Here is an 18,393-nt window from a genome sequence, read left to right on the forward strand (position 1 = left end):
TTTCGCCAGACTGCAGACGCTTGCGCGCTCGCTATTATCGGTCGCGCTAAGGCTTTGTTCCGCGTTGATGGCCGCTGACCTGGTCGCCATCTTCCGGCTTCAGATATCGCCACCGACGATCACCAACAATGGACCGATCATGGCGACTTTGGTCATGCGGTTCGCGGCGGCTTCGTCAGTCCCCACAGCGACACGTCACTCGGCAGGATCCTGGCCGGCCAGGCGTTGGGACGAAACACGGATGCCTGCATCACGATCGTCGATCTGACCGGCTTGCCGGTTCTCGACCTCGCCATCGCAACGCTGGCCGTCGAGACGATCGAAACCACCTGATCGATCGCGGAGAAACGGCATCAGGATTGATTGGGGCCGCTTGGGCCTTTGGTTTCTGAGGCAACGCTTATTTCGTCACATCAGGCTGCGGAAGCGTCAATGTGGCGCTCGCGATGTCGAGGAGATATTGCTTACCAGCGTTGATGCACATGGGGCTTTATGTCCTGGTCGTAGACGTCCCGGATCTTGCTCATGAGTTCATCGGATAGCGGCGGGAGGTCTGCGGCTTCGGCGTTGGAACGGGCCTGTGTGGCATTGCGAGCGCCCGGAATGACGACGCTCACCGCGTCGAACATCAGGATCCAGCGCAGCGCGAATTTCGCCATCGTCGTGTCTCCCGAAACCAGCGGCCGGATCTTCTCGACCGCCGCCAGCCCGACCTCATAGGGCACGCCCGAGAAGGTTTCGCCGACATCGAAGGCCTCACCGTTGCGGTTGAACAGGCGATGGTCGGTGGTCTCGAATTTGGTGTCGGCCTTGAACTTGCCTGACAGCAGGCCGCTGGCCAGCGGCACACGGGCGATAACAGCCACATCGTTCTTTTTCGCTTGGTCGAAGAACAGTTCCGCCGGACGCTGACGGAAGGCGTTGAAGATGATCTGCACGCTGACGACGCCGGGATATTGCATCGCCTTCAGCGCCTCTTCGACGCGCTCGACGCTGACGCCGTAATTGCGGATCTTGCCTTGCTCGACGAGCCGGTCGAGCCGTTCGAACACCTCCGGGTGATAGTAGAGGTCGGTCAGTGGGCAATGCAGCTGCACGAGGTCGAGCGTGTCGGCCTCGAGATATCCAAGGCTGCGGTCGACCCAGTCGGTCAGGTTCTTCTGGCTGAAGCCCTCGACCGTCTGTGACGGCAGCCGCTTTCCGGCCTTGGTGGCGATGAACGGCCGCTCGCCGCCGCGCTCCTTCATTACCCTGGCGATGAGCTTCTCGGAGCGGCCGTCGCCGTAGACGTCCGCCGTGTCGATGAAGGTGACGCCGGCATCGAGGGCCGCGTGCAGGGCGGCCACCGCATCGTCGTCATTGACCTCGCCCCAGGCGGCACCGATCGCCCATGAGCCAAAGCCAATTTCGCTGACTGATCTGCCGGTACGGCCGAATTTCCGTGATTGCATCTTGCTATTCCTGACTGCGGCTTGCCGGCAATTCCGGCTTTGCGATTCTGATTTTCGGGAAGCCTCTTATCGCATGGCAATGCGATTGACATCCCCGTCCGTAAGATTTACCAGATTACAGGGTTGTATGACAACCCGGTAAGGCTGCAATCATTTGGAGTCGGGAGGATCTCAAATTGAAAACCGTTCTTAAACTGGGCGCGGCCCTGTGCCTTGGCGCGCTTGCTCATCCTGCATTGGCCGAGGACAGCATCGTCAAGATTGGCGTTGTCGCGGCCGAGTCGGGCTCGTTCGTGTCCGCCGGCCATACCCTGCCGGCGGGCGTCGGCCTTGCCGTCAAGCAGATCAACGATGCCGGCGGCTTCAAAGTCGGCGGCAAGACCTACAAGCTCGAAATGGTCAAGCGCGACGACCGCACCGATATCGCGACCGCAATCGCCGCCACCCAGGAATTGGTGCGCGACGTCAAGGTGCAGGCAATCTTCGGCTCGGAAACGCATGACTTCACGCTGGCCATGGCCAAGATCACCCAGCCGGCCAAGATCATCCATTTCGCCGGCAATTCGACGCTGGCGAAAATCCTCAACCCCGATAGCGTCAAGCCGGGCGGCGAGGACCACTATCTCTTCCAGTCCGAACCGCAGGAGTTCCAGCGCTCCGGATCGACCGCGCGCGGCGTGCTCTCCCTGCTCGAGCCGCTGCTTGGCTTCAAGCCGAAGAAATCGGTGATGATCGTCGGCAATGACGCCACCGGCCAGTTCCTGTCGTCCTACTACTACAAGGCGCTGAAGGCCGAGGGCCAGGATGTTCCGGACATCATCTTCTACCCGCCGGACACGACCGATTTCTCGCCCTTCCTGACGCGGGCCAAGAGCCTCAATCCGGACATCATCCACTTCTGGTACAATGGTGATTCAACGCTGACGGCGCTGCCGCAGGCGCTCGAACTCGGTGCCGCGAAAAGCTATTTCCTGTTCGGCGTCGACCCCGGCATCTGGAAGGAAAAGCAGCTTTCGGCCGATGTGCCGGTGGCGATGAGCTGTGTGCCGGTGTGCTGGGGCGAGTCCTCCAACCCGAAGGCCAAGGCCTATTTCGACGCCTATTTTGCCGCCGGCGCGCCGCATGGCGTGACCTCGTCGGTGTCGCTGCTCTACCACGACTATGTGCACTTCCTCGTCGAAGCCTGGCAGAAGGCCGACAGTTTCGATCCGGACAAGACGGTCGAGGCGCTGCTGAGCCTCCACCATCAGGGGGTGGTCTCGGATGATCTGACGTTCAATCCGACGCATCAGGTCACCCACGCCACCGAGGTCTGCGCCGCGGCACCCGGCGGCACCATCTCCTGCGCCATGCAGCAGCCGCCGGCCGAAGCGCCGAAGAGCTGATCCAGCATAGTCCCCGAGTTGGCGGCGCTACCCGCCGCCAACTCCGTTTCTTGCAATACAGGTCTCGATCGCCGTGGATATTTTCATCCAGCAAATCCTCAACGGCCTTTCCATCGCCAGCGTCATCACGCTCATTGCCATCGGCGTGACCCTGATCTTCGGCCTGACCGGCATCATCAACTTCGCCCATGGCGAGTTCCTGATGATCGGCGGCATCGTCACCTGGCTCGCCGTCAGCGCCGGCCTCGGTTTCCCCTTGGCGGTGGTGCTGGCGATCCTGGCGGTCGGGCTGATGGGCTACATCCTCGAGCGCGGCCTGTTCCGCTTCACGCTGGAGCGACCGACCAATGGCTTCATCGTTTCGCTCGGCCTCATCGTCGTGCTGCAGCATGTCGTCGTCTTGTTCTGGAACCCCAACCAGAAAAGCATTCCGCGCCCGCTGACCACGGTGTGGGAAGTTGGCGGCGTGCGTATCGCCTCGGTGCGCGTCATGGTGATCCTGATCACCATCGCCGTGGTGGCGCTGAGCTTCCGCATGATCACTGCAAGCCGCTACGGCCGGGCGCTGCGCGCCAGCGTCGAGGACCGTGATACGGCCGCACTGATGGGCATTCCGGTGCGCCGCTACATCACCGGCGTCTTCGTGCTCGGCAGTGCGCTGGCCGGGCTTGGCGGGGCGCTGCTGATCGCCCTGTTTCCGATCACGCCGTTCACCGGCGGCACCATGGTGATGAAGGGGTTTGCCGTGGCATTGATCGGCGGGCTCGGCAACATCTATGGTGCCGTCGCCGCCGGCCTCATCCTCGGCATCGTCGAAGGCTTCAGCGCCGGCTACGGCTTCTCGCAATGGACCGATGCCTATTCATTCGCCTTGATGATCCTGGTGCTGATCGTGCGCCCGCACGGCCTGTTCGGCGGCACCAGCGGACCCCGGATGGCGTCATGAATGCAGGTTCTGCCCTCAAGCCGTGGCGGTCGCTTCTGCCGGTACTGGTCATCCTCGCGCTGATCGCGGCCGTGCCGCTGTTTTCACCGAGCAACCGCTTCCTGTCGCTGGCGATATCGGCCGGCATCAATGTGATTGCGCTCTACGGCCTGTCGGTGCTGTTCGGCCAGACCGGCATCCTGTCGATGGGCCACGCCGCACTGGTCGGCGTCGGCGCCTACGCGGCGGCGATCCTGGCGCGGGACTTTGGCGTCGGCTTCTGGGCGGCGCTGCCGGCGGCGGCTGTTGCGAGTGCTGTCTTCGCCATGATCGTCGGCATTCCCTCGCTGCGCGTCGGCGGCCATCACTTCGTCATCATGACCTTTGCCTTCGGCCAGTTGCTGGCCATCGTGCTCACCAATGGCGGCGACTATACGGGTGCTGCGACCGGGCTTGATATCGCCGGTCCGGTCACCCTGTTCGGCGCCGATATGACCGACCTGACGCGCTACTATCTGATGGTCGTCGGGTTCGTGACCATAGCGGCGGTGGCGAGCTGGGCGATCATCCACTCCTCCTATGGCCGCACATTGCGGGCCATCCGCGAAAACGAAAAACTGGCCGCTTCGCTCGGCATCAATGTCGGACGGCACAAGATCGGCGCCTTTGTCGTCAGCGGCATCTTTGCCGGCATCTCCGGCGTGCTGTTGGCCTATTTCCTTGGCCATATCTCGCCCTCACAATTTTCTTCTTTCCCAAGCATCTACCTGGCGCTGATGGTGATGATCGGCGGCGCCAGGCTGATCGAGGGACCGCTGGCCGGCGGCATCCTCGTCGCCTTCCTGCCGGAGGTGCTCAACCTCGATCCGGTGCAGTCGCGCATCGTCTACGGCGTCTGCCTGATTGCGGTGATCATGCTTTTGCCCGACGGGTTGATCGGCGGCATCGTCCGAGCGCTCCGCGCGGCATTTTCGGGCAAGCCGAAACAGGAGACGGAAGAGCGCGACGCAGCAGAGGCTCGGCGATGAGCGCGATCCTGGCGATCAGCGGCCTCAGCAAACAGTTCGGCGGCGTAACAGCCCTTGCCGGCGTCGACCTCGCCATCGAAGAGGGCGAAATCCTGGGCGTCGTCGGCCCGAACGGATCGGGCAAGACGACCTTGTTCAACGTCGTCACCGGGGTGCACAAGCCGAGCGGCGGCAGCGTGGCGTTCCGCGGGCAAGACATCACCGGTCTCAAGCCGCACGCCATATCACGAGTCGGCATCGGCTACACCTTCCAGCACGCCATGGCCTTTGCCGGCCTTGGCGTGCTGGAAAATGTCCAGATCGCCGGTGAGCACGCGCGGGCAGGGGGCACCGCCAATCCCTGGCCGACATCGCACGCGCTGCTCGATTTCGTCGGCTTGAGCGCGCTCGGCGGCGAAAAGGCCGGCGTGCTGCCCTTCGGCAGCCTGCGCCTGCTCGGCCTCGCGCTGGCGCTCGCCACGCGGCCATCGCTGCTCTTGCTCGACGAGCCCGCCGCCGGCCTCAACGACCGAGAGACAACAGCCCTGGTCGGGCTTGTCCGCCAGCTGCCCGGCCATGGCATCACAGTCTGCGTCATCGACCACGACATGAAGCTGATGCAGATGCTGTGCCGGCGCCTTGCCGTGCTCGATTTCGGTTCCAAGATCGCCGACGGGCCGACCGAGGCGGTGCTCGCCGATCCCAAGGTGCTGGAAGTCTATCTCGGAGGCGATCTGTGAGCCTGCTCGCCGTTTCCGATGTCGTCACCGGCTATGGGCCGACGATCGTCAACCGCGGCGTCTCGGTGACCTTGGGCGAAGGCGAGATCGTCACCATCCTCGGCCCCAACGGCGCCGGCAAGTCGACGCTGCTCAAGGCTATTGCTGGCCTGATCAACCCCCGCGCGGGCAGCATCGCTTTCGATGGCGCCGCGGTGACCGGGCTTGCCGCCGATGTCATGGCCAGGCGCGGCGTCGTGCTGGTGCCGGAAGGCCGCAAGATATTCGTCGACATGACGGTCGAGGAGAATTTGCGCCTCGGCGCCTATGCGCGCCGCGACGAGGCCGCCGTGGAAGCCGATTTCGCAACCATGCTGGCCTTCTTCCCGATCCTGGCCACCAAGCGGCGCGACAGAGGCGGCTCGCTGAGCGGCGGCCAGCAGCAGATGCTGGCGATCGCGCGCGGGCTGATGACGCGGCCGCGCGTGCTGCTGCTGGACGAGCCGTCGCTTGGCCTGTCGCCGCTCCTGGTCAAGGAGATCAAGGCGATCATTCTGGATATTGGCGCGCGCTTCGGCGCCTCGGTGCTGCTGGTCGAGCAGAATGCCGGCCTGGCGCTCGCCGTCGCTTCGCGCGGCTATCTCATGCAGAATGGCCGCATCGTCGTCTCCGGGCCGATCGCCGAATTGCGCGACATGTCGCTGATGCGCGAACTCTACCTCGGCGGAGTCGCCGGATGAGCAATCCCTCAGTCGTGGCTGGCCCCTCAGTCGTGAACAGCTTTGTCGCGCAGATCCTCGAAGCGGGCATAGCTCTTGGTCAGATGGTTGCGCATGGCGCGCCGCGCCGCATTGACGTCCCTGGCCTCGATCGCGGCGAGAATGGCGCGATGCTCGCGCTGCATGCGGTCCAGGTATTTTTCCCGCTCGGCCTCGGTCATCCGGTCGAGCCGTGTCCACTGGCGCGGGATCATGGCGCTGCCGAACGTGTCGAACAGCCGGGTGAAATTGGGATTCTGCGTCGCCGCGAGAATGGCGCGGTGGAAGCCAAAATCCTCTTCCGAGCCCGAGCCGCCGCCACGCACTGCCGCCTCCAGCGCGTTGAGCCGCGCGCTCATCTGCCCGAGTGCTGCGTCGCTGCGTCGCTCGGCGGCGAGGCCGGTCGCCTCGACCTCGATGCCCATGCGCAGTTCCAAAACGCGCAGCACCTCGTCGATCGATTCGAGATCGTCGGGCAGGATGGAAAAAGTCCGTGGCAGCGGATCCTTGGCGACGAAAGCGCCGAGGCCCTGGCGGGTAGTGATCAGCCCGCGAGCGCGCAGTGCTGCAAGCGCCTCGCGCACTACGGTGCGGCTCACACCCGTCGCGGCGACGATCTCCTGCTCGGTCGGCAGCCGCTGGCCGGGCGCCAGATCGCCGGACTCGATCTGAGCAATCAGCGTGTTGACCAGCCCGGTCCGCAAATTGGGCGCCTGCGGTATGGCATCGAAAAGCATTGTTTCCGCCATCGCGCGAACTCCGGTCCGAATCTTCGGCAAAGGCCGATTCTTCTTCGGAGGATTGCATCGACAGGTGCCCGCCGCAAGGTGACGAAAGTTGACCCCGCCCACGCGGACCAAAGGAGGATTTTATGAAAGAACGCATTGGCTTCATCGGCCTGGGCAGCATGGGCGCCGGCATGGCCGACAATCTGCTGCGCAAGGGCTGGCCGCTGACCGTCTGCGTGCACCGCAGCCGCACCGCCGCCGGCCAATTGATCGCGGCCGGCGCCACCGAGGCGCCAAGTCCGCGCGAACTCGCCGCCACCAGCGACATCGTCATCCTGTGCGTCACCGGCTCGCGCGAGGTCGAAGCGCTGGTCAAGGGGCCGGACGGGCTGGCCGCAGCCGGCACGCCGCTGCTGATCATCGACTGCTCGACCTCCAACCCGTCTTCGACGACGGCGCTTGCCGCCGAGTTGGCCACGCACGGCGTGACGCTGATCGACGCGCCGCTGGCGCGCACGCCCAAGGAAGCCGCCGAAGGCAAGCTCGACGTCATGGTCGGCGGCCCGGCCGAGGCAGTCGCCCGCGCGCGGCCGGTGCTCGAAGCCTTCGCCGCCCGCATTGTCCACACCGGCCCGACCGGCAGCGGCCACACCATGAAGCTGCTTAACAATTTCGTCTCGATGGGCTATTCCGCCATCTATTCGGAAGCGCTGACGCTCGGCGCCAAGGCCGGACTGACGCCGCAGGTCTTCAACAGCGTCATCTCAGGCAGCCGCATGGATTGCGGCTTCTACCAGGCCTTCTTCGACTTCGTGCTGAACCGCAACGAAAACGCCCAGCGCTTCGCCATCGCGAACGCGCTGAAGGACATGACCTATCTCGCCTCGTTCGCGCAGGCTGCCGGCATCGCCAATCCGATCGGCGCGGCGGTGCGCAACGGGTTTGCCACCGCCGTCACGACAGGCCATGGCGAGAAGTTCGTGCCGGCGCTGTCGGATATTGTCGCGGGGTTGAATGGGGTGTCGTTGGTGGAGCCACCGGGGGCGTGAAATCGCGTGGCGGCTCCCGAGTGGGGGCTGCCTGGCGATCGGCATGGTTCAGGCGAGCGCGGCCGGCTAAGACTTTATCCCCCAGCCCGCCCACGAACCGCCTTTCGCGATCTCGAATGCCGCATCGGAGACGCCGCCTCCGGCACCAGCGCTGCCTCCGCAGCCACGTCCCCATCATGCAGCCCAACCCGCAGCGCCGCGCCCGCCAGATGGTCGCGCATCGCCGCTTGCGCGCCCTCCACATCGCCGGCGCGGATGGCGGACAGGATGCGCTCGTGTTCGCCCAGCGTGATGCGGGCCATGTCGTCCGACTTCTGCTGGTTGCCTGCGGCGAGGATGCTTTCGCGGACACGCTCGGAAACGAAGACCAGGAACTGGCCCATATAGGAATTGCGCGTCGCCTCGGCGACGGTGCGGTGGAATTCGAGGTCGCTGCGCAGCCAGGCGACGCTGCCATAGGGGGCCGCCCGCATGCCGGCCAGCGCATCGCCCATCGCGGCGAGATCGGTTTCCGAGCGCCGTTTGGCGGCAAGGGCTGCCGCCTGCACTTCGAGGATGCCGCGCAGTTCGAACAGGTTGCGGAAGGAATCGGCGCGCTGCAGCGCCTCAAAGTCGATGGTCAGCACCGTCGGGTTGTTGCTCTCCACCACGAAGGCGCCGCGCCCCTGCTGCGACCAGATGCGGCCTTCCGAGCGCAGCCGCGCGATCGCCTCGCGCACCACGTTGCGGCTGACGCCGAAAGTGGTCGCAAGCGCCTGCTCGGTCGGCAACTGGTCGCCGGGCTTCAAGCGCCCTTGCGCGATCTCGCGCGAGATGGAACTCGCCACCAAAGTGGAGAGGTGCGGACCGCGATTGACCTTGTCAAGTTTCAGCGTCATCGCTCACCTAAAGTCGACGGCGGATGTGGACGCCAGAATGCGGCCGTTGCTCAGGATGTGGCGCGGATCGAACGCGTCCTTGATGCCGGCGGCAAGGTCGAGCGTTACCGGATCGATGCGTTCGAGAAAGGCCTTCTGCTTGACCCGGCCGATGCCATGCTCGGCGCTGATGGAGCCGCCATAGCGGTCGACGACGGCAAAGATCTCAGCCTCCGCCTCCTCGAACAGATGCTCGATCGCTTCAGCGGTCATGCCCTCCGGCGGCACGACATTGAGATGGATGTTGCCGTCGCCGACATGGCCATAGGTGACGGCCAGCGCGTCGGGTCGCCTCTGTTCCAGCGCAACCAGCGCGTCGGTGACGAAATCGGCGAGTTTCGAGATCGGCACCGAGACGTCGGTGCGCAGATAGCGGCCGCCGCGGCCCTGACGCTCGACCATGATCTCGCGGTAGAGCCACAGGCGCTCGCCTTGCGCCCGCGTCGATGCGACGAGGCCGTCTTCGACGATATTGGCGACGCCGTCGAGGAACCCCAGCAGCATGGCGGACAGGTCGATCAGCCCGCCGGAGGACACCTCGATCAGCACATAGGCCGGGTAGGGCTTGTTGAGCGGGTCGGCAAAATCCTTGCCCTCGCGCATGGTGATCTCGATGCCGCCGCGCAGGATCAGCTCGAAGGCGGTGAGCAGGTCGCTGCAATCGCGCCGGGCGCGGGCATAGAGCGCCATCGCATCCTCTACGGAGCGCAAGCCGACCAGTGCGGTCTCGATCTGTGTCGGCTTGGGGAACAGTTTCAGCGCGGCCGCGGTGACGATGCCGAGCGTGCCTTCCGAGCCGATGAAGATCTGCTTGAGGTCGTAGCCGCGATTGTCCTTGCGCAGCACCTTCAGCCCGTTCCAGATGCGGCCATCGGCTAACACCACTTCGAGCCCGAGCACAAGGTCGCGCGTCATCCCGTAGCGCAGCACGTTGAAGCCGCCAGCATTGGTGGCGACATTGCCGCCGATGCGGCAGCTTCCCTGCGCGCCGAAGGTGATCGGAAGCAGGCAGTCATTGTCCTCGGCGGCGCGCTTGGCGTCCTCAAGGATGCAGCCGGCCTCGACCACCATGGCGAAGTCGATCGGGCTGATCGAGCGGATCCTGTTCATGCGCTCCAGCGAGATGACGATCTCGCCGCCATCGGCAGCTACCGCGGCACCGACCAAACCGGTCAGCCCGCCTTGCGGTACGACGGGAATGCGCTCGGCATGGCAGAACCGCATCAGCGCCGACATCTCCTCGACCGTGGACGGCCGCGCCATCGCCAGCGGGCGGCCAAAATGGTCTCCCGACCAGTCGCGGCTGTAGCGAGCGAGGTCTTGCGTCTCGGTCAGCAACCCGCCATTCGGTAGCACGCCGGCAAGGGCTGCGATCAGCGATGCGGAGGAGGGCGGCACGACATTCATGAATTGACTCTGCCCCCCTTGGGAAAACGACTGGACAACCACCGTTCTTGTCGTGTTATCATACAACCCTGATTTAGAACATCAAGCGAAGTCGCGTTCCAACCGGCAGTTTGATGTGGACGGTCAGACCAGCAAATCACTGAATTCGGAGGACTTTCCCAATGAGCGACGCCCCGGGCTTTCGCTATATGCACACCATGATCAGGGTGCTCGACCTCGACAAGTCGATCGCCTTCTACACCGAGGTTCTCGGCATGACCTTGCTGCGCCGCGACGATTACCCCGGCGGCAAGTTCACCAACGCCTTTGTCGGCTACGGCCCCGAGGACAAGGAGGCCGTCGTCGAGCTGACGCTGAACTGGGACAGGGAAGAGCCCTATGAGATCGGCACCGGCTTCGGCCACCTGGCGCTCGGCGTCAACGACATCTACGCCGTCTGCGCCGAACTCGAGAAGCGCGGCGCCAAGATCCCTCGCAAGCCAGGTCCCATGCAGCACGGCACCACGCACATCGCCTTCGTCGAAGACCCGGACGGCTACAAGATCGAGCTGATCGGCCTCGACACGATGTGATCCGACCAAGCGGGGCCGCATCGGGCTTGTGATGCGACCCCGTCCTGTCCGCGCTGGCTTGGGAGGCGGTGCGGATTTCTCTTTCACTTGATGACCGCGATCTTACTGCGGTCGATGGTGATGGCGACGGCGGCGATAAGCACCGCGCCGAACACCATGTTTTCCAGGAAGATGTTGACGCCGACGAAGGTCATGCCGATGCGCACGATCGAGATGATCAGCGCGCCGACCGCCGTGCGGGCGACGCCACCCAGCCCGCCGGTGATGGCGGTGCCGCCGACGATGACGGCGGCGATGGCCGGCAGCAGCAGCTGATTGGCAAGCACCGGCGAGCCGCTCGACAGCCTTGCCGCCAGCACCACGCCGGCGATAGCAGCCAGCATGCCTGAAGCGGCGAAGGCGATGATCTTGGTGCGGTCGACATTGATGCCCGCCGCCCAGGCAGCCGGCTCGCCGGCGCCGACCGCGATCGCCTGGCGGCCAAAGCGCGTGTAGCGTAGCGCCAGAAAGGCGGCGATGCCGATGACCGCCGAAATCAGCACCACCACCGGCACCCCGGCAACCGTGGCGTTGATCCAGGCGGTGTTTTCGCGGCCCGCTTCCTCGATGGTGATGGCGCGGCCGTTGGAGACCCAGAGCGCGAGGCCGGTGACGACGCCGCCGGTGGCGAGCGTCGCCACGAAGGACGGCACGCGCAGCTTGACATGGACGATACCGCTCAATGTGCCGAAGGCAAGCCCGGACAGGATCGCCACCGGGAACGCGGCAAGCCCTAGTGAAGGCAGCAGCTGCGCCAGGATGACGCTCGCCAGCGAGGCCACCGCCTGGATCGACAGGTCGATGCCGCCGAGCAGGATGGCAAAGGTGACGCCGGTGGCCAGGATGAACAGCACGGCGGTGTTGGCAAACAGCAAGGCTACCGTCTCGCCGGTGAGGAAGCCGGGCGCGGCGATCTCGATGATCAACAACAGGGCGACGAGCAGGACCAGCGGAATGGCGCCTTGCGTCCACTTGCCCTCGAACACCTGCCTGATGGAAAAACCTTCATTCATCGGTTCATACCATTGCTCGCAGTAGATCAACCTGGTTCGGCTTTTTGCCGGGGCTGGCGTCGAAGCGCGCGGTGATCTCGCCGTCGCGCATCACCAGCACCTGGTGCGACAGGCCGATCGTCTCTTCCAGCGTGTCGGAAATCAAAAGGATCGCCACGCCTTGCGCGGAGAGATCGCGCACCAGTTCGTAGACCTCTTCCTTGGCGCCGACATCGAGGCCGCGCGTCGGATGGTCGAGCACCAGGATGCGCGAGCCCGCCGTCATCCAGCGCGCCAGCACCACCTTCTGCTGGTTGCCGCCGCTGAGCTTGCGGCAGGCGGCATCGGGGCCAGGCGCCTTGATGCGCAGCCGCTTGATCCAGTCGGCGGCGAGCCGGCGCTCCTTGCCATAGTCGATGGCGCCATGGCGCATGACGCTGGAGAGATCGGCCAGCGAAATGTTCTCCGCGATCGACAGGAACATCACCAGCCCTTCGAGCCTGCGCTCGCGCGGCACATAGCCGATCCCCTTGCGCACCGCAGGCTCCGGCGAGGCGAAGCGCACGGCGTCGCCGGCGATTTTCATTTCGCCGGCATCATGCTGCAGAAATCCGCCGATGGTGCGCGTCACCTCCTCGCGGCCGGAGCCGACGACGCCGGCAATGCCGACGATCTCGCCGGCCCTGATTTTCAGGTCGACGCCGTGATAACAGCCGTTCGCGCCAAGTCCCCTGGCCTCGACCATGACCGTCTCGCGCGGCGCCTGCTGGCGGGCCTCGCGGTAATATTCGGCCTGCAGCCCGCGCCCGACCATGATCTCGTGCAGCTCCGGCGCGGTGACCTCGGCCGCGCGGTGTTCGGCGACGACCGCGCCGTCCTTCATCGTGTAGACGCGGTCAGAAATCGCCAGCACCTCGTCGAGACGGTGCGAGACGAAGACGAAGCTGGCGCGCGATTTGAGCGAGCGGACGCGCGCGAACAGCACTTCGATATCGGCGGCGTTGAGCACCGAGGTCGGCTCGTCGAGCAAAATGAGCAACTGCCGTTCGACCACTTCCTCCAATGTCAGCGCCTTGGCCAGCTCGACCATCTGGCGCGCGGCGAAGGTGAGTTCGGAGGTGCGCGCCGTGACATCGATGTCGATGCCGATCTTGGCCAGCTGACGGCGCGCCGCCGCGTTCATGGCGCGCCAGTTGACGATGCCGAAGCGGGTGAAGCGATCCTCCTCGCCGAGATAGATGTTTTCGGCGACGGTCAGATTGAGCACCAACGACTGTTCCTGGAAAACCATGCCGATGCCGTGCCGTGCCGCGTCGCGCGGACTGCGCATGCGCAGTTGCTCGCCGTCCAGCGTCAGGCTGCCGCCATCCGGGCGATAGCTGCCGGCCAGCACGCGCATCAGCGTCGACTTGCCGGCGCCGTTCTCGCCGATCAGGCCGACCACCTCGTTCGGCCGGACTTCGATCGAGACATCGCGCAAGGCCTGGACGCCGGGAAAGTTTTTGATGATGTGGGACGCGTTCAGCATGGCGCTCACTTGACGATCCTGAGGCGAACGCGATCGAGCGACAGCGCCACCGCGGCGATGATCATCAGGCCCTGTACCGTCTGCTGGATATAGGGCGAGATGCCGAGCAGGATCATGCCGTTGGCCAGCACGGTGACGATCAGCACGCCGATCAGCGTGTTGACGACGCCGCCTTCGCCGCCGGTCAGCGCCGTGCCGCCGACGACCACGGCGGTGACGGCGGCGAACAGCCTGCCGTCGCCGATGACGGCATGCGACTGGCCAAGTTGTGCTGCGGCAAGCACGCCCGATATGCCGAAGAAGAAACCGGCCAACGCAAAGGCGGTGATGCGCACACGCACCACGTTGACGCCGGAGAGCTTGGCGACATCCTCATCACCGCCGATCGCCAATATGTGGCGGCCGAGCTTGGTGTGGTACTGAATGACGGCCGCGAGCAGGAAAGCGCCAAAGGCGACCCAGACTGCTACCGGCAAGCCCAGGAAACGGTGCAGTGCCACGTCGCGGATCGAGGCGTCGTTGAGCCGGATCGCCGAGCCGCCCAGCATATAGACCGACAGGCCAAGGCCGATGAACCACATGCCGAGCGTCGCCATGAAGGAGGGAATGCGCAGCATGGTCTGGACGAGGCCGCTGACGAACCCCATCGCGGTGCCGGCGATGATTGCGGCGAGCACCGCCCACCAGCCATAATCATTGCCGTTCGCGTCATTGGCGGCGAGCAACACCACCACCATGGCCGATACCGACAGCGTGCCCTCCACGGAGAGGTCGATGCTGCCCATCAGGATGATGAAGGTCAGCCCCATCGCCAGCGTCAGCGGCACGGCGGCCGAATTGGCAAGCCGCACCAGATTGCGCAGTTCGATGAAGTTGGGATTGGCCATTGCGATGAGCACGCACAGCACAATCAGCACCGCCAGCGGCGCCAGGCTGCGCCAGCGCCTGCCACCGAACACAGTGGCGATGCGGCCGGGGGTCAATGTCATAAGCGTCGTCCGCTCGATGTCCGAAACGGACTTCAGGGGTTCTGTATGGATTGTCAAGAAACCGCTTCCCGTCTGCTGATGACAGCCGTCGCGACGAGGGGATCGCGACGGCTGCGGGAGGAAGCTGGCCACCAGGGAGGTGTGGCCCGCTCCGGTTGATCAGGTGCGGATGGCTCCAGTCACCCGGCCCCACAGATCGTTCCAGTCGATCTCCGGCTTGGCATCGACATTGGTCTTGTAATATTCCTCGACATTATCGTGCGAGATCAGCACCGCCTTGCCGTAGAATTCGCGGTGTTCCGGCGGCTCCTTGGTCGGATCGAACTTGCCGATCTTGGCGTTGTAGCCGATCGCCAGCCCCATGCCGCCCTGCCAGAACGGATCGGAGGTGACCGTGCAGGCGAACTCGCCGGTGCGCACCGCGTCGACCGCCGTCTTGATGCCGTCGACGCCGACGATCGGCACCTTGCCGGCGAGGTTTTCGGCGCGCAGCGCTTCGAGCGCGCCGGAGCCCATATCGTCATTGGCGGCCCAGATGCCCTTGATGTCATCGCCGAAGCGGGTGAGCAGATTGCCCATCAGGTCGAAGGCTTCCGTCGATTTCCAGTTGGCGACCTGGAAGTCGAGCAGCTTGATGTTGGGATTGGCGGCAAGGGCCGCGTCGAGGCCCTTCTTGCGTTCGATCGCCGCCGTGGTCGAGATCAGGCCGCCGAGTGCGACGATGCCGCCCTTGCCGCCGATGGTCTTGAACAGGATCTCGGCGATGGTCTTGCCGCTTGCGATGCCGTCGAACTCGATATGCGAGACATAGTTCGGGTTGAAGTCCTTCGGATGCAGGTCGGAGGGCTTGTTCCACTGCGTCACCACGTAGGCGCCGGCCTTGGCGCAGGCCTCGACGATTGGCCGCGCATCGGGCGTATCGTTGGGATCGGAATTGAGCACCATATTGCCGCCAGTCTTGGCCAACATCGCCTTGATGTCGGCGATGCCTTTCTCGCTGTTGCCCTCCGACACCAGCGTGACATGTTCCAGCCCGGCCCATTTGGCATAGGCCTCGGCGCCGGTCTTCCACACCGCGTGATAGGGGTTGGAGAGCGAGCGGATCGACGTCACCAGCGTCGGCTTTTCCTGCGCGCGCAACACTTTCGGCATGGCAAGCGCCGCCACGCCGGCGGTGGCGCCTATCATCAGCGTCCGGCGGCTGACCGAAAGCGTAAAATCTGTCCTGTCCTTCATTGTTCAAACCTCCCGATTGAAATCTGTTCCCGCCCGGCGGCATGCGCGGGGAGCGCGGCCGGGCCTCCGATCGATGGACTGCCAAGTTCCTCCACTTGTACGACAACCCTTCAACACGATAACCATACCCTTTCTCTTGACGCGGCACAAGCGACTTGAGATCGTTGCGTAGAGGAGGGCAGGGCACTGATTTCGCGCTGCCAAGGGAGTGAGAATGTCTGACTACATCATCGTCGGCGGCGGTTCGGCCGGCTGCATTCTGGCCGCCCGGCTGAGCGAGGATCCGGACGTCTCGGTCACCTTGCTCGAGGCCGGCCCGCGCGACACCGATCGCTACATCCATCTGCCGGTCGGCTTCTTCAAGATGACGGCGGGGCCGCTGATCTGGGGCTATGACACAGCGCCCGGCAAGGCGATCGACGGCCGCACCATGGTCTATCCGCAGGCGCGTGTGCTGGGCGGCGGCTCCTCGATCAACGCCCAGGTCTTCACCCGCGGTTGCCCGCAAGATTACGACGGCTGGGCGGCTGACAATGGCTGTGCGGGATGGCGCTACGCCGAAGTGCTGCCGTACTTCATCCGCTCCGAGGGCAACGACACTTTCGCCGGCCGTGAGCACGGCATCGACGGGCCGCTTGCGGTTTCCAGCGGCGCCCCGCATCCGCTGACCCGAGTGTTCGTCAAGGCGGCGCAGCAGGCCGGTCTTCCCTTCCGCGCCGATTTCAATGCCGGCGAGCAGGAAGGCACCGGATTCTACCAGACGACGACGCGTCAGGGGAAACGCTCGAGCACGGCGGTCGCCTATCTCCGGCCGGCGCTCGGCCGCAGGAATTTGACGCTGCGCACCGACGCCACGGTCAGCCGCATCGTCGTCGAGAATGGCCGCGCCATCGGCGTCGAGATCATCGTCAACGGCCGCAGCGAGTTGTTGCGCGCCGAGCGCGAGGTGATCGTCACCGCCGGCGCCATCGGCTCGCCCAAGCTTTTGATGCTGTCGGGCATCGGCCCGGCCACGCATCTCGGCGAGCACGGCATCAAGGTGGTCCACGATCTCGCCGCCGTCGGCCAGAACCTGCATGATCACATGGATGTCGATGTCGTTGCCGAACTCAACGGACCGCATGGCATCGACCGCTACAAGAAGAAGCGCTGGCAGGCGGTCGCCGGCCTGGAATACGCGCTGTTCGGCAAGGGGCCGGTGGCCTCCAACATCGTCGAAGCCGGTGGCTTCTGGTGGGGCGACCGTGCGGAGAAGACGCCCGACATCCAGTTCCATTTCCTGCCCGGCGCCGGTGTCGAGGAAGGCATCGGCTCGGTTCCCGGCGGCAATGGCTGCACCCTGAATAGCTACCATGTCCGCCCCCGCTCGCGCGGCAGCGTCACGCTCAAATCGGCGGATTTGCGCGATGCGCCTATCATCGACCCCAACCCGTTCGCCGAACGCTACGATCTCGAGCGCGCCATCGACGGCATCGAGATCAGCCGCGAGATCCTGTCTCAGCCGGCCTTCGCCAAATACATCAGCCGCGAGCACCTTCCGGGCGCGGCGATGCAGGGACGCGCCGCACTCGAAGCCTTCGCCCGCGAACATGGGCGCAGCGCCTACCACCCGGTCGGCTCGTGCCGGATGGGCGGCGATGCCGGGAGCGTCGTCGACCCAGAGCTTCGTCTGCGCGGACTCGACGGTCTGCGGGTCTGCGACTCGTCGGTCATGCCAAGCATCGTGTCATCCAACACCAACGCCGCCGTGATCATGATCGCTGAGAAGGCGGCGGATCTGATCGCGGGACGAGGGCCGCTGCCAGCGGTGACGGCCTAATCGTCGTCAAACATCGCGCTTGGCGGAAAGTCTAAGCGGCTGTAGTCCACCACGATGAACTTGCCGCCCTGGTAGCGCTCGATCACCGGATTGTCCGTCACCTTGCCGCGCACGCGCTCGGCCTGGTCGTCGGAACTGTCGAGCGGCGTCCAGCCAAGCTTCAGCCTCGCATCGTGCCGCCAGAAGCCGCGGCTGTTGTTGGACTGGCCCCAGATGACGGAGCAATCGACACGCTCCGCCTCGGCGCAACGTTCGATCAGGCGGACAAAGTCATCGTGCGATATCCAGGTCGACAGGATCCGTTCGTCCGGAACTTCCGGCAGCACCGAGCCGATGCGGATCAGCACGCTTTCCACGGCATGCTTGTCGAAGTACAGCCGCGCCAGCATTTCGCCATAGGCCTTCGACAGGCCGTAATAGCCGTCGGGCCGAAGCAAGCAGTCCTGGTCGAGAATCTCTGTTCGCTCATAGAGTCCGACCGCATGCACGGAGGAGGGGAACACGACCCGCGCGTTCTCTCTGCGCGCCGCTTCGTAGATGTGGAAGGCGCCGCGGAAATTGGGGCCTAGCACTGTCTCGAAGGATTGCTCGGTGGAGATGCCGCCGAAATGCAGGATCAGCCCGCAACCCTCCGCCAGATCGTTCACCGCCTGCTGGTCTTCGAGATCGGCGATTGCGAAGCTTGCGTTTGGCGGCAGCGGGATCGGCAGCGGCACGACATCGGTGAGCCGCAAGGTCCAGCCCAGCGCCGCCAGCCTGACTGAGAGCAGCCGTCCGATCGTGCCGGAGGCGCCGGTCAACAGCACCGGTTTGTCGGGGATCATCACGCCCTGTCCTTTCGCTGATACCGCGGACATGTTCGTGCGGAGCCG

Annotated in this window: 18 protein-coding genes; 9 read left to right on the plus strand and 9 right to left on the minus strand. The window is 64.8% G+C overall.

Translation table 11 applies throughout. The features are described 5' to 3' along the window. The first annotated feature begins 105 nt into the window (after positions 1–105). Positions 106–333 carry a hypothetical protein gene (locus LB571_RS26790; protein ID WP_224599483.1) on the plus strand — a complete coding sequence of 76 codons (228 nt, stop codon included), beginning with the start codon at positions 106–108 and terminating at the stop codon, positions 331–333. Positions 334–464: 131 nt separating this feature from the next. Here LB571_RS26790 and LB571_RS26795 read toward each other — a convergent pair whose 3' ends face one another. Continuing rightward, entirely contained in the window at positions 465–1,451 is a 987-nt protein-coding gene (locus LB571_RS26795; protein ID WP_224599331.1) for an aldo/keto reductase, read from the minus strand. A gap of 176 nt (positions 1,452–1,627) precedes the next feature. Between LB571_RS26795 and LB571_RS26800 the strand changes: the two genes are divergently transcribed. The 5 genes from LB571_RS26800 (at position 1,628) to LB571_RS26820 (ending at position 6,227) form a co-directional block, all read left to right on the plus strand. Beyond that, positions 1,628–2,836 (plus strand): ABC transporter substrate-binding protein, encoded by a 1,209-nt coding sequence (locus tag LB571_RS26800; RefSeq protein ID WP_140789339.1) that lies wholly within the window; start codon positions 1,628–1,630, stop codon positions 2,834–2,836. A gap of 73 nt (positions 2,837–2,909) precedes the next feature. Then, positions 2,910–3,782, plus strand: a complete 873-nt coding sequence (locus tag LB571_RS26805) for a branched-chain amino acid ABC transporter permease (RefSeq protein WP_096455234.1) — start codon at positions 2,910–2,912, stop codon at positions 3,780–3,782. Continuing rightward, positions 3,779–4,789 (plus strand): branched-chain amino acid ABC transporter permease, encoded by a 1,011-nt coding sequence (locus LB571_RS26810; RefSeq protein WP_224599333.1) that lies wholly within the window; start codon positions 3,779–3,781, stop codon positions 4,787–4,789. Before LB571_RS26805 ends, LB571_RS26810 begins: the two co-directional genes overlap by 4 nt. Further along, positions 4,786–5,508: an ABC transporter ATP-binding protein gene (locus LB571_RS26815; RefSeq protein ID WP_224599335.1), complete on the plus strand. Its 723-nt coding sequence runs from the start codon at positions 4,786–4,788 to the stop codon at positions 5,506–5,508. The genes LB571_RS26810 and LB571_RS26815 overlap by 4 nt, the downstream gene beginning before the upstream one ends. Then, complete coding sequence (locus LB571_RS26820) at positions 5,505–6,227, plus strand: ABC transporter ATP-binding protein (RefSeq protein WP_224599337.1); 723 nt, start codon at positions 5,505–5,507, stop codon at positions 6,225–6,227. Before LB571_RS26815 ends, LB571_RS26820 begins: the two co-directional genes overlap by 4 nt. A 26-nt stretch (positions 6,228–6,253) precedes the next feature. Here the strand turns inward: LB571_RS26820 and LB571_RS26825 are convergent, their stop codons facing one another. After that, positions 6,254–6,994: a FadR/GntR family transcriptional regulator gene (locus LB571_RS26825; protein ID WP_224599339.1), complete on the minus strand. Its 741-nt coding sequence runs from the start codon at positions 6,992–6,994 to the stop codon at positions 6,254–6,256. A 122-nt stretch (positions 6,995–7,116) separates the two neighbouring features. Between LB571_RS26825 and LB571_RS26830 the strand changes: the two genes are divergently transcribed. Further along, complete coding sequence (locus tag LB571_RS26830; RefSeq protein WP_224599340.1) at positions 7,117–8,022, plus strand: NAD(P)-dependent oxidoreductase; 906 nt, start codon at positions 7,117–7,119, stop codon at positions 8,020–8,022. Between the two features lie 74 nt (positions 8,023–8,096). Here LB571_RS26830 and LB571_RS26835 read toward each other — a convergent pair whose 3' ends face one another. Both LB571_RS26835 and LB571_RS26840 read right to left on the minus strand, forming a co-directional pair. Beyond that, on the minus strand, positions 8,097–8,900 hold the full coding sequence (locus tag LB571_RS26835) for a FadR/GntR family transcriptional regulator (RefSeq protein WP_224599341.1): 804 nt from the start codon (positions 8,898–8,900) through the stop codon (positions 8,097–8,099). 3 nt (positions 8,901–8,903) lie between these two features. After that, a complete protein-coding gene (locus LB571_RS26840; RefSeq protein ID WP_224599342.1) occupies positions 8,904–10,346 on the minus strand; it encodes an FAD-binding oxidoreductase in 1,443 nt (480 codons plus the stop codon). Between the two features lie 161 nt (positions 10,347–10,507). Between LB571_RS26840 and gloA the strand changes: the two genes are divergently transcribed. After that, positions 10,508–10,918: a lactoylglutathione lyase gene (gene gloA, locus LB571_RS26845; protein WP_224599343.1), complete on the plus strand. Its 411-nt coding sequence runs from the start codon at positions 10,508–10,510 to the stop codon at positions 10,916–10,918. Positions 10,919–11,001: 83 nt separating this feature from the next. On the opposite strand, the gene LB571_RS26850 is transcribed toward gloA, so the two are convergent. The 4 genes from LB571_RS26850 to LB571_RS26865 all read right to left on the minus strand — a co-directional run bounded on the left by LB571_RS26850 (position 11,002) and on the right by LB571_RS26865 (position 15,702). Then, positions 11,002–11,970, minus strand: a complete 969-nt coding sequence (locus LB571_RS26850) for an ABC transporter permease (RefSeq protein ID WP_224599344.1) — start codon at positions 11,968–11,970, stop codon at positions 11,002–11,004. A gap of 4 nt (positions 11,971–11,974) precedes the next feature. Beyond that, entirely contained in the window at positions 11,975–13,477 is a 1,503-nt protein-coding gene (locus tag LB571_RS26855; protein WP_224599485.1) for a sugar ABC transporter ATP-binding protein, read from the minus strand. A gap of 5 nt (positions 13,478–13,482) precedes the next feature. Then, complete coding sequence (locus tag LB571_RS26860) at positions 13,483–14,466, minus strand: ABC transporter permease (RefSeq protein ID WP_224599345.1); 984 nt, start codon at positions 14,464–14,466, stop codon at positions 13,483–13,485. Between the two features lie 159 nt (positions 14,467–14,625). Further along, complete coding sequence (locus LB571_RS26865; RefSeq protein WP_224599346.1) at positions 14,626–15,702, minus strand: sugar ABC transporter substrate-binding protein; 1,077 nt, start codon at positions 15,700–15,702, stop codon at positions 14,626–14,628. A gap of 214 nt (positions 15,703–15,916) precedes the next feature. On the opposite strand from LB571_RS26865, the gene LB571_RS26870 reads away from it, so the two are divergent. After that, positions 15,917–17,521: a GMC family oxidoreductase gene (locus tag LB571_RS26870; RefSeq protein ID WP_224599347.1), complete on the plus strand. Its 1,605-nt coding sequence runs from the start codon at positions 15,917–15,919 to the stop codon at positions 17,519–17,521. On the opposite strand, the gene LB571_RS26875 is transcribed toward LB571_RS26870, so the two are convergent. Beyond that, positions 17,518–18,345, minus strand: coding sequence for an NAD-dependent epimerase/dehydratase family protein (locus tag LB571_RS26875; protein ID WP_224599348.1), 828 nt, complete (start codon positions 18,343–18,345; stop codon positions 17,518–17,520). The two genes, LB571_RS26870 and LB571_RS26875, sit on opposite strands and share 4 nt — an antisense overlap. Positions 18,346–18,393 lie beyond the last annotated feature (48 nt).

The organism is Mesorhizobium sp. BR1-1-4 (assembly GCF_020165375.1).
GTDB lineage: Bacteria > Pseudomonadota > Alphaproteobacteria > Rhizobiales > Rhizobiaceae > Mesorhizobium > Mesorhizobium australicum.

Excerpts from the sequence above, each read along its gene's own strand:
- LB571_RS26825 (WP_224599339.1), bottom strand. The coding sequence starts at position 6,994 with ATGGCGGAAACAATGCTTTTCGATGCCATACCGCAGGCGCCCAATTTG.
- LB571_RS26865 (WP_224599346.1), bottom strand. The coding sequence starts at position 15,702 with ATGAAGGACAGGACAGATTTTACGCTTTCGGTCAGCCGCCGGACGCTG.
- LB571_RS26870 (WP_224599347.1), top strand. The coding sequence starts at position 15,917 with ATGTCTGACTACATCATCGTCGGCGGCGGTTCGGCCGGCTGCATTCTG.
- LB571_RS26830 (WP_224599340.1), top strand. The coding sequence starts at position 7,117 with ATGAAAGAACGCATTGGCTTCATCGGCCTGGGCAGCATGGGCGCCGGC.
- LB571_RS26815 (WP_224599335.1), top strand. The coding sequence starts at position 4,786 with ATGAGCGCGATCCTGGCGATCAGCGGCCTCAGCAAACAGTTCGGCGGC.
- LB571_RS26795 (WP_224599331.1), bottom strand. The coding sequence starts at position 1,451 with ATGCAATCACGGAAATTCGGCCGTACCGGCAGATCAGTCAGCGAAATT.
- LB571_RS26835 (WP_224599341.1), bottom strand. The coding sequence starts at position 8,900 with ATGACGCTGAAACTTGACAAGGTCAATCGCGGTCCGCACCTCTCCACT.
- LB571_RS26840 (WP_224599342.1), bottom strand. The coding sequence starts at position 10,346 with ATGAATGTCGTGCCGCCCTCCTCCGCATCGCTGATCGCAGCCCTTGCC.
- LB571_RS26850 (WP_224599344.1), bottom strand. The coding sequence starts at position 11,970 with ATGAATGAAGGTTTTTCCATCAGGCAGGTGTTCGAGGGCAAGTGGACG.
- LB571_RS26810 (WP_224599333.1), top strand. The coding sequence starts at position 3,779 with ATGAATGCAGGTTCTGCCCTCAAGCCGTGGCGGTCGCTTCTGCCGGTA.
- gloA (WP_224599343.1), top strand. The coding sequence starts at position 10,508 with ATGAGCGACGCCCCGGGCTTTCGCTATATGCACACCATGATCAGGGTG.
- LB571_RS26855 (WP_224599485.1), bottom strand. The coding sequence starts at position 13,477 with ATGCTGAACGCGTCCCACATCATCAAAAACTTTCCCGGCGTCCAGGCC.
- LB571_RS26875 (WP_224599348.1), bottom strand. The coding sequence starts at position 18,345 with ATGATCCCCGACAAACCGGTGCTGTTGACCGGCGCCTCCGGCACGATC.
- LB571_RS26860 (WP_224599345.1), bottom strand. The coding sequence starts at position 14,466 with ATGACATTGACCCCCGGCCGCATCGCCACTGTGTTCGGTGGCAGGCGC.